The 8,811-nt window shown below is 67.9% G+C and carries 6 protein-coding genes and 2 pseudogenes; 2 read left to right on the forward strand and 6 right to left on the reverse strand.

The genetic code is table 11. From position 1 onward, the window contains the following. Positions 1–25: 25 nt before the first annotated feature. Positions 26–949 carry a dihydrodipicolinate synthase family protein gene (locus C450_RS06395; RefSeq protein WP_049909916.1) on the forward strand — a complete coding sequence of 308 codons (924 nt, stop codon included), beginning with the start codon at positions 26–28 and terminating at the stop codon, positions 947–949. Between the two features lie 137 nt (positions 950–1,086). Here C450_RS06395 and C450_RS23445 read toward each other — a convergent pair. Beyond that, positions 1,087–1,721: pseudogene (locus tag C450_RS23445) on the reverse strand (thiamine pyrophosphate-binding protein). A gap of 412 nt (positions 1,722–2,133) precedes the next feature. Between C450_RS23445 and C450_RS06410 the strand changes: the two are divergent. Further along, positions 2,134–3,378 (forward strand): mandelate racemase/muconate lactonizing enzyme family protein, encoded by a 1,245-nt coding sequence (locus tag C450_RS06410; RefSeq protein ID WP_049909913.1) that lies wholly within the window; start codon positions 2,134–2,136, stop codon positions 3,376–3,378. 43 nt (positions 3,379–3,421) lie between these two features. On the opposite strand, the gene C450_RS06415 is transcribed toward C450_RS06410, so the two are convergent. The 5 genes and pseudogenes from C450_RS06415 to C450_RS06435 all read right to left on the reverse strand — a co-directional run. Then, positions 3,422–4,006 (reverse strand): aldolase/citrate lyase family protein, encoded by a 585-nt coding sequence (locus tag C450_RS06415; RefSeq protein ID WP_005041541.1) that lies wholly within the window; start codon positions 4,004–4,006, stop codon positions 3,422–3,424. Next, positions 4,003–5,223, reverse strand: coding sequence for a mandelate racemase/muconate lactonizing enzyme family protein (locus C450_RS06420; protein WP_005041543.1), 1,221 nt, complete (start codon positions 5,221–5,223; stop codon positions 4,003–4,005). Before C450_RS06420 ends, C450_RS06415 begins: the two co-directional genes overlap by 4 nt. A gap of 229 nt (positions 5,224–5,452) precedes the next feature. Next, positions 5,453–6,601 (reverse strand): Gfo/Idh/MocA family protein, encoded by a 1,149-nt coding sequence (locus C450_RS06425; RefSeq protein WP_005041545.1) that lies wholly within the window; start codon positions 6,599–6,601, stop codon positions 5,453–5,455. A gap of 196 nt (positions 6,602–6,797) precedes the next feature. Then, on the reverse strand, positions 6,798–7,901 hold the full coding sequence (locus tag C450_RS06430) for a mandelate racemase/muconate lactonizing enzyme family protein (RefSeq protein WP_005041547.1): 1,104 nt from the start codon (positions 7,899–7,901) through the stop codon (positions 6,798–6,800). Between the two features lie 83 nt (positions 7,902–7,984). Next, positions 7,985–8,794, reverse strand: a pseudogene (locus C450_RS06435) (ISH6 family transposase); the annotation flags it as partial. Positions 8,795–8,811: the final 17 nt, after the last annotated feature.

The raw sequence follows: 8,811 nt of genomic DNA on the forward strand, positions 1-8,811 counted from the left end.
GTGTGGGTTGTGATGGCACGCGATGATGGAGTACGAATCACTCAAGTCGGACTTACGCGGCGTCGCCTTCACCAACCCCACTCCGTTCTCCGAGGATGGCGGGGACGTCCTCCACGACGAACTCGCCGACCAGGTCGAGTCGCTGCGGGAGGCCGGCGCGCGACTGGTCATCCCCTGTGGCAACACGGGCGAGTACTACTCCCTCTCGAACGACGAGCGCGCCGCGGTGGTCGAGACGACCGCTGACGTGATGGGCGGGGAGGGGTCAGTCGTCGCCGGGCTCGGCGGGAGTCTCCCGACCGCCCGCGGCCTGCTCTCGCGCTACGAGGACGCCGGCGCGGACGCGGTGATGGTGATGCACCCCGTCCACACGTACATCCACCGCGACGGACTCCGGCGGTACTACGAGGAGCTGATCGACGCGACCCACCTCGGCGTGATCCTCTACAAGCGCGGGGACGAACTCGATGACGACCTCATCGCCGACCTCGCCGGCGAGGAGAACGTGGTCGCCGTGAAGTACGCAGTCAACGACGTGAAGGCGTTCTCCAAGGCCGTCGCCACGACCGAGGCCGACGTGGTCTGGTCGAACGGCATCGCCGAGCGCTTCGCCCCCGCCTTCGCCGTCGAGGGTGCCGAAGGGTTCACCACCGGCGTCGGGAACTTCGCCCCGGAACCCGCGCTCGCGCTGATGGACGCCCTGCGCGCGGAGGACTACGAGCGCGCCCGGGAGATTCGTGAACGCTTCCGGCCTTACGAGGACCTCCGCGAGGAGCCCGGCGCGGAGAGTCACCTCTCGGCCGCCAACAACGTCCCCGCGGTGAAGTTCGGGATGGAGCTCGCGGGCCGCTACGGCGGGCCGGTCCGCCCGCCGTTGGTCGACCTCTCCGACGAGGACGAGGAGCGCGCTCGCGAGTACTACGACCACTTGGTGAGCGGCGAGTACTGACCTCGGCGCCCCGTCGCCCGTCCCGGTCGGAAATCGACTGTCGACCCTTCTCTCCTCGTAGCCGAGCGCCGAACCGTCCGCGGCCCGTTTTAGTCGAGGGGACCGGTTCCCGCCCGACCGGAGTCCGTGGCCCCAGTTCAGTCCAGATTCACGGCCGAATCGTACGACGACACCGCCGCGGCCGACGGCTCGTCGGTCTCGACGTCGACGACGGGGGCGGCGAACTCGGCCTCCAGGATGCCGCTCGGGACGCCCAATCTGACCGGCCCGGTCGGCGGCGTCAGCGCCGTCTCCACCCCGCATGCGACCTCGGTGGGTAGGTCGCGCCGGCGCTCGACGTTGACGTTCGCCTTGACGACCTCGTCGTAGGTGTCGGGATCGATCTCGTGGATCGGCCCCTTCCCGCGCTCGTCGGGGTCGACGTTGGCGGAGACATGGAGGATCGGCACCGGGTCCTCGTAGGCGTTCTTCAGGCCGTGCATCGCGTTGGTGTCGCCCGGTCCGGGGACGGTGAGCGTCGCCGCCGGCCGGCCGCCTCGTAGTACCCCCACGCGATGTGCGGGACGGCGGTCTCGTGGCGGGCCATCACGTAGCGCATCTCGTCGTGCTCGACGACCGTCCGGTCGAGCGGGAGCGTCTGCGTCCCCGGGATGCCGATCAGCGTGTCGACGCCGGCGTCGACGAGCGCCTCGTACACGTGGTTGCCGCCCGTCCTCGCCGTCCGGCCGGCGTCGCTCCCCACGGTATCGGTGTCAGTGTCGGCGTCAGTCATGCACACACCGACCGACCCCACCGGATTAGCCTTTTCCCCGTCGCAAGTCGCCGCCCGAGCGCTCCGCCACTCCCGGTCACCGCTCGCCGACTGTTTCGGACTGTCGCCATCCGCTGACGGCCCCACTCGCCGACGGTGTTCGAGGGACAGGTGCCGGAACACGCAGCGGCGACGCCGGGGTCGAGCGAGGACCGACCGTCGCGCTAACGGCCGAGTCGTTCCGGGCCAGAGCGCCGCGGCGGCCGTCCGCGCCGGAGGGTTCTGCAGCAGCGTCTGCAACTGTTTGCAGATCCGACCGCACGAGACGTGCGGTCGAGCGTGTCATGATTTGCAGACGCTACTACAGCGACCCCGACCGCTCCCGGGTACCTGCCGCAGCGACTTTATAGCCTTGCGGATGTGACTGCTCCGCATGCGAATCAGTGACGTCTCCGCTTGGACGATGAGTTCGCCGATCGACCCCCCACAGGAGCGCCGCTTCTACGGCGGGGTCCGTCGGCTCCTGAAGCGCGACGCCGTGCTCGTCCGCCTCGAAACCGCCGACGGTACGGTCGGTTTCGCGCCCGGCGGGGCGAGCAGTTCGGCGATGCGCGAGTACTTCGAGGGCGCCTCCCACGGCGGGTTCGTCGACCTCCTCGAGTCGGACGTCGCAGATGCGGTCGCCGGCGCAGACGCGGACGACCCGACGGAACTCGCGACCCGAATCCGCGACCTGGGGCTGCCGCGGCTCCTCGAGTCGCAGGCGATCTCGGCGGTGGACGTCGCCGCCCACGACGCGTGGGGGAAAGCGGCGGGGACACCCGCCTACGAACTCCTCACCGGGGAGACGGCGGACATCAGCACGTCGCTCCCGTTGTACGCGAGCGCCGGGATGTACATGGAGCCGGAGGGGTACGCCGAGCAGGCCGCAGCCATCCGGGAGCGCGGGTTCGGCGGCTACAAGTACCGACCCGGGCTCGGCCCCGACGAGGACCGCCGGACGCTCCGCCTGCTCCGGAAACGCGTCGGCGACGAGATGGACCTGATGGTCGACGCCCACACTTGGTGGAAGATCGGCGAGTGCTCCTACACGTTCGACGAGATCGTCGCCCTCCTCGACGACTTCGGTGAACACGACCCCTACTGGATCGAGGAGCCCGTCGAGCCCGGCGATCACGGCGCTTACACCCGGCTCGCGGAGCGCACCGACCTCCCGCTTGCGGGCGGCGAGAGCGAGGAGTCCTCCGAGGGGTTAATCGCCCTCGTCGAGGACGGCCGCGTCGACTTCCTCCAAGGGGACGTGCGACACCACGAGGGGTTCACGGGGACGATGCGCGCGGCCCGACACTGCGCCGGGCGCGACGTCCGGTTCGTCCCGCACAACTTCGGGACGAACCTTGGGCTCGTCGCCAATGCCCACCTCACCGCGGCGGCACCGGAGACGCGGCTCCTCGAGTACCCCGTCTTCGGTGACGACGTCGCCGGGATGTACCCATTCCCGCTCGCCGAGGCGATCCTCGACACCGACCTCGATCTCGAGAATGGAACGCTCGACGTCCCCGAGGGTCCCGGCCTCGGGGTCGAAGTGAACCTCGACGTCGTCGAGGAGTACCCCGAGATCGAGGGGCCGTGGACCGAGTTCGAGTACGACGAGGGCGTGATATCCGACGGGGAGTAGGCCGCCAGGAACAGTCCCCCGGTCGGGCTCTTTCCTTTCTCGGTTACTGCTCTTCGAACGCATCCGCACACTCCGCCAGCGTCCGCCCTGCTCCCTCCTCGAGGTAGATCGCGTCGGCGCCGTCGCGCCCGTAGTCCGTGGCGCGCCCGAGGCCCACCCCGCGACTCCCGGCGGGCGGGTAGCGCGTCGCGTCGACAACCGCCTCGGCCTCCGCGGCGGTGTCGACCATCGGGACGAGCAGCGCGTCCGGGTCCAAGTCGAGGGTCCGCTTCAGCTCGACGGGGTCGTGGCCGCCGACACGAACGAGCGTCTCCATCTCCCCCGGTGCGGCGTCGACCGCCCGGAGGAGGCTCGCCATCGTCTCGAAGGAGACCGGAGCGTGCTCGGCGTCGACACAGAGGAAGTCGAAGCCGCTCCCGGCGAGCAGTTCGGCGACCATCGGATGCGGCACCGAGAGCCAGCCGCCGAGCAGGGGCTCGTCGGCCGCCGCGGCGCGGCGGAGGCGCGGGCCGGCATCGTCATCGCCGTCCGCGGTATCTGCGTGGCTCCCCGCCGTGTCGCCGCCGGTGCCATCGACGCCCTCGCCCGACCCGTCGTCGCCGCCGCTCCCGCCGCCGTACCCCGTCATCCGAACATCGTACCGGGGTCGAGGAGGTGCTCGGAGACGACGTCCTCGTCGAGTTCGATGCCGAGCCCCGGGGTCTCGGGCACGTCGATGTACCCCTCCTGGATGAGCGGTTCGTCGCGGACGAGCATGTCGTCCCACCAGTCGACCTCCAGAGCGTGATACTCCAGGGTGTCGAAGTTCGGAACCACGGCGCCGAGGTGGACGCAGGCTACGGTTCCGACGGGGCTACAGACGTTGTGCGGGGAGAAGGCGATGTAGTTCTCCTCGGCGCGGCTGGCGATGGCCTTCGACTCGGCGAGACCGCCGCAGGTGCTCGGGTCCGGCGTGACGACGTCGACGCCGAAGTCGTACAGCAGCTCCTTGAACTCGTGGACGCGGAAGCGGTTCTCCCCCGTCGCCAGCGGCGTGTCGGTCGCGCGGTTCACCTCGCGCTGGGCGTCCATGTTCTCCGGTGGAACGACGTCTTCCAGCCACATCAGGTCGTACGGCTCCAGTTCGTTCGCGATGCGCTTTGCGCTGTCCATCGAGTAATCCCAGTGGATGTCGAACGCGAGGTCGATCTCGTAGCCGATCGCCTCCCTGATGGCATCCACCGTGTCGACCTTCCGCTGGATCGCCGCGTTGCCCACCCGACCGTTGTACGGGTCGGGGTGGTTGTCGAACGGCTGGTCGAGGTCGAACTTCAGCGCGGTGAACCCCATGTCTGCGACGCGTTTCGCCTCCTCGGCGTACGCCTCGACGGAGTAGGCGTCCTCGTCGTGGGCCGCGTGGTAGCCGTGCTCGAGTTCGAACGCTTCGCCGGCGTGGCAGTCGCAGTAGATGCGCACCGAGTCGCGGTACTTCCCGCCCAGCAGTTGGTACGTCGGTACGCCGAGGATCTTCCCGGCGGCGTCCCAGAGGGCGATCTCGATGCCGGAGGCCGCCGTGACGACCTTCCCGGTCGTCCCGCCGTGGCCGGAGGTCTCCTGGACCATCCGGCGGAACAGGCGCTCGACGTCGAGGGGGTTCTCGCCGACCAGAAACTCCTCCATGTACTCCATCACTTCGACGACACCGCCGCCGCGGTACGACTCGCCGAGGCCCGTGACGCCCGCGTCGGTGTGGACCCGAACGAGGTTCCACTCGAAGTTCCCCTCGACGACGCAGGTCTCGATCCCCGTGATTTCGACGTCCCGGCCCTCCCCGCGCGTCGGCGCGTGGTTCGAGAAGTCCCTCATCGAACCCTCCCCGAGGATGGCTGATAGTCGACGCGCTCTCCGTCAGTCTGACCGCTGGCTCGTGTCCGCATCGTCGTCAACCAAACGACCGCGCTACACCATAACAGTTCGCACGGTGCCGGTTCGTGCCGGGAGTTCGTGCGACCGTTCGGCGGGAGTCGCCAGAGACCCACCGAAGTGCCACCCGACTCGGCTCGTCGGCCGACCGCAGTCGCGTCGGCCGGACGGCTTACTGCTCCCGGAGGTCGTCTCGGTCCTCGTTCTCGCCCGTCTCCGACGGATGTGGCGGCCGGTCGTCCTCGTGTTCGGGCGTCACCTCCCCCGCTTCGACCAGCGACTCCAGCGGGTGATCGTAGACGCCGGCGAGCGGCAACTCCACGCGCCCGCGTCGGCACGAGGACTCGTGGCCGGCGAACAGTATCTCGGTCGTGTTCAGCGCGTGGCGAGCCTCCAACTCCGTCTCGCCTCCGCCGTCGAGTGCGTCGAGGACGTCGTCGATAGCGCGGTCGACCCGCCCGTCGAACTCGTCGGCGACCTCGACCTCGGTCCACCCCTCGCCGTCGCGGCGATACGCCAGTCCGAGGCCGTCCCGGCGACCGATTTCGACGACGCCATCGACGCCGACGAGACGGAACCAGCAGTCGTAGAAGTCGTAGGGGCCGTCCGACAGCGGGACGTCGTCGCCCGTCGCGGCGACCCCGTGGACACCGTTCTCGTACTGCCAGGAGACGAACGCGTGGTCGGCCGTGTGGACGCCGTAGCGGACGTGCTCGGTACTGTAGTCCAACTGCCCCATCACCCACGCGCCGCGGTGCTCGTCGTTGAACATCGCCGCGAGATCGAGGCTGTGGGTGCCGTTGTCGAAGAAGTTCCCCCACGAGATCTCGATGCGCTCCAAATCGCCGACGACGCCGTCGTCCAGCAACTCTTTCGCCCGGCGAAACGGGTCGCCGAACCGCCGCTGGTGCCCGAAGGTGAGTTGGACGCCCTCGCGGTCGCAGACGTGGACCATCGCCCGCGCCCCGGCCCAGGTGCGGGCCATCGGCTTCTCGCAGTGGACGGCTTCGACGCTTCCGTGCTCGGCACAGCCGATGACGATGTCGGCGTGAGTCGGGATGGGGGTACAGACGCTCACGAGGTCGGGGTCGACGCTGTCGAGCATCGCCTCGTAGTCCTCGTAGACGCCGTCCTCGGGCACGTCGTACTCCGCGGCGAACCGGTCTACGTACTCGGGGACGACGTCCGCACAGGCGACGACGTCGCAGCCGTCGCGGTCGCGGTAGGCGTCGGCGTGCTCATAGGCGAACGCGTGGCTCCGTCCGCTGATGTCCGTCTCCCGCCCCGGCCCGACGCCGACGACGGCGACTCGATGTGACATGTGTGTCTGTGTGACGGGGTGACGTTTCACGCTTGGGGCGGCTGTAGCGATCGTGTTTAGTCAGGGGAACCCGACAGTAGGAGGTCTAAGTCGGAGCCTCACGCAAGGAGCCCCACCCTGAGCCGGGTGGTCGGGCAATCGTCGTTCGCGCCTCGGTCGGTGAAACTCGAGGGCCGGAGGTCGATTCTCTCGCCGCTCAGATGAGGTACTGCTCCAGGGCGTCATCGTCGAAGGTGACGCCGTGGCCGGGGCGGTCCGGGATGGGGAGTTCGCCGTCCTCGGCCTCCATCGGGTGTTCGAGTACGTCGTCGAACGCCTTCACGTCCGAGTCACGGTAGAAGTACTCCGCCCAGAGGCCGTTCTCGATAGCGCCCAGCAGGTGGACGTGCAGGTCCCAGTTGTAGTGCGGGGCGACCGGAATGTCGTAGGACGCGGCGGTGTTGGCGACGCGCAGCCACTCGGTCACTCCGCCGACGACGGAGACGTCCGGCTGGACGATCTCGACGGCGCCCTCGCGCAGGAGTTCGGCGAACCCGTACCGCGAGAACTCCAGTTCGCCCGCGGCGACCGGGTACGGGAGCGCGTCGTTCACCTCGCGCATCAGCGAGACGCTGTCGGGCATCACCGGCTCCTCGATGAAGTACGGGTCGTACTCGGCGAACGCCCGGCAAGCGCGCACTGCCTCCTGCTTGTTCGACCACTTCCCGTTGGCGTCCATCAGCAGCGTCCGGTGTGGGCCGATCGTCTCCCGGACCGCGGCGACGCGCTCGACTTCGCGTTCCAGGGACTCGCGGCCGACCTTCATCTTCACGACGTCGTGGCCGCGGTCGACGTAGCGCTTCATCTCCTCGCGCAGGCCGTCGAGCCCCTTCTCGTCGCGGTAGTAGCCGCCGCTGGCGTAGGCGGGAACGCTCTCCTTGCTCGCGCCGAGCAGTTTGTATAGCGGGAGGTCGGCCCGCTTACCCTTCAGGTCCCACAGCGCGATATCCACGATGGAGATCGCCCGCAGGAGAACGCCCTTCCGACCGATCTGGACCGTCCCGTCGAACATCTCGCGCCAGAGGCGCGTCGTGTCCGCCGGGTCCTCCCCCTCCACGACCGAGGCGAGCAGTTCGGAGACGGCATCGGCGACGAGTGTCGCACCCCCGTAGCCGAGCGTGTAGCCTATCCCCTCGTTACCCGCGTCGTCGCGGATACGGACGACCGCGTGGTCGCGCTCCTCGACGACGCGCGTCGCGAACGCGACCGGTTCGTCGAGCGGGATGGAGACGGCGAAGCTCTCGATGTCGCTGACTGTCATGCGTGCGACCGGTCACGACCGACTGGGAAAACGATTGGGGTGTAAGAACACCCTACAATCGATTGGTCGCGTCCCAAAGTCGTCTAAAGTTCGCCTCTGGTAGCCTCCACTGAGAGGTCACAGCTTATTGATGTTTTGGTCGAACGCTGGAGCAGCTCGTGCTTGAACGCCTGATACTGCTCAGGGTTGGCGTAGTCTACGAGGCGCAACTGAAGTAACGCCTCTAATCCGGCTGCTGACCACCGCATCCACTGATTCTTGCACCGCTTCGAGACCTCTCCCATCGCCCGTTCGACCGGGTTCGAGGTCCACGGCACCTCGAACCCATCCACAGCCTCCTCAGCGAACAGCATCATCGATGGAAGCCACCTCCGCAGATACGTTGCGGTTTTCGGCGACGAGAGTTGATCCAGTTGCCACGCGAGATGGCGGATACGCTGTTTCGTGGTGGCGATCCGCTCGCGGATCGCCGCCCACTCCTCGTTTGGACGATGCTTCTCGACCGAATTCTTCAGGTGAAAGAGATCGTTTGAGACCTCCGAGACGATCTGGTTGCGCTCTTCGAGGCAGAACGCACCGTCTTCCCAGAGTTTGTAGCTGGTCGTCCGAGGCACGTGGACTAGATCGAGTTGGTGCAGGCGGTCTTCGGTGGTGAACGCCTCGGTGAGTCCCTCCTCGGCGTCACTGACGACCCTCGCGTCGTCAGTGACCGCCTCGATCTCGTCGAGTGCGGTAGCAGTGTCGTCCCAGGCGTTGTCGACCGAGACGTCCAAGAGGGTGGTTGCGTCGTCTTCGTCTTGGCCGAGTGTGACGTGGACGTCGTTGTAGGCGGTGGCGTCGTCCTGACTGTGGCACTTGGTTCCATCAGCGAGAACTGTGTCGGCGTTCGTCCCTGTCTCTTATACACATC

Source organism: Halococcus salifodinae DSM 8989, from assembly GCF_000336935.1.
Lineage (GTDB): Archaea > Halobacteriota > Halobacteria > Halobacteriales > Halococcaceae > Halococcus > Halococcus salifodinae.